Here is an 857-nt window from a genome sequence, read left to right as displayed (position 1 = left end):
CGGGACATATCCATCAACGAGGGCGGCCACCTTGCCCCCGGCGGCTATATCGTCCAGACGGGCGATATTAAGGAAGTTTATCACGGGATAGAGGATATTCCCAAGGAGCACAAGGTTTTTGCCCTCCCCCGGCTCTCCATCCGGGAGCAGATGGCCGCCTACAAGGAAGTGATTGACCGTTCCTCTCTGGCGGCTGAACGCAAGCACCCGGAAACAAACCGGGACGAGCGGTGACTTCGAGACAAAATGTCCCAAAGGCCGGATGGCCTATCCCCCATGAAAGGAGGCGGTTCTGATTGATTGACGAGGATGTTTCCCGGCGCACTATCGCGCTATCCATGCGGACGGGAAAGCTGACGGCCCGGGTGCTGGCCTATGCGCTCCGGGCGGCTGGCCGGAAGATACAAAAGGAGCACCGGGCCCACCAGACGCCCCACGGCAGGCAGTCCGTGAAAAAGCTCATGGCCCACGGCGCGGCCACGAACAGTATCGAGCTCACCGGGGCCCCAAAAGAATTTGACCGGGTGGCCCGGAAGTGGAACGTGGATTATGCCTTTTACAAGGCCGGGCCGGACAAATATCTGCTGTTCTTCAAGTCCGGGCAGGCGGATGCAATCACAGCTTGTTTTGGGGAGTATTCCCGCCGGGTGCTGGATAAGGCAAAGACTGACCGCGTACCCATCCGGGAACAGCTCAGACGGGCCGCCGCCGAGATACTGCGCCAGCCCGCGCCCCAAAAGAAAGACCGCGTAAAGGAGGCCGCCCATGAGGACAGATAAGCTGAAAAAGTACCTTTTGCCGAACCTCCCCTATCTGTTCATCGCGTGGGCCTGCCTGAAAGTGGGGACGGCCTACCA

1 protein-coding gene and 1 pseudogene are annotated in these 857 nt (G+C 59.7%); both read left to right on the top strand.

All coding sequences use genetic code 11. The annotated features are described in order from the left end of the window. Nucleotides 1-234: pseudogene (locus tag D1646_RS07960) on the top strand (antirestriction protein ArdA); the annotation flags it as partial. A gap of 65 nt (nucleotides 235-299) precedes the next feature. Then, a complete protein-coding gene (locus D1646_RS07955) occupies nucleotides 300-779 on the top strand; it encodes a PcfB family protein (RefSeq protein WP_120396816.1) in 480 nt (159 codons plus the stop codon). The last annotated feature ends 78 nt before the right edge of the window (nucleotides 780-857 follow it).

This window comes from Pseudoflavonifractor sp. 60 (assembly GCF_009911645.1).
In the GTDB taxonomy this organism is placed as follows: domain Bacteria; phylum Bacillota; class Clostridia; order Oscillospirales; family Oscillospiraceae; genus Lawsonibacter.
This window is presented reverse-complemented; position numbering and strand designations above follow the sequence as displayed.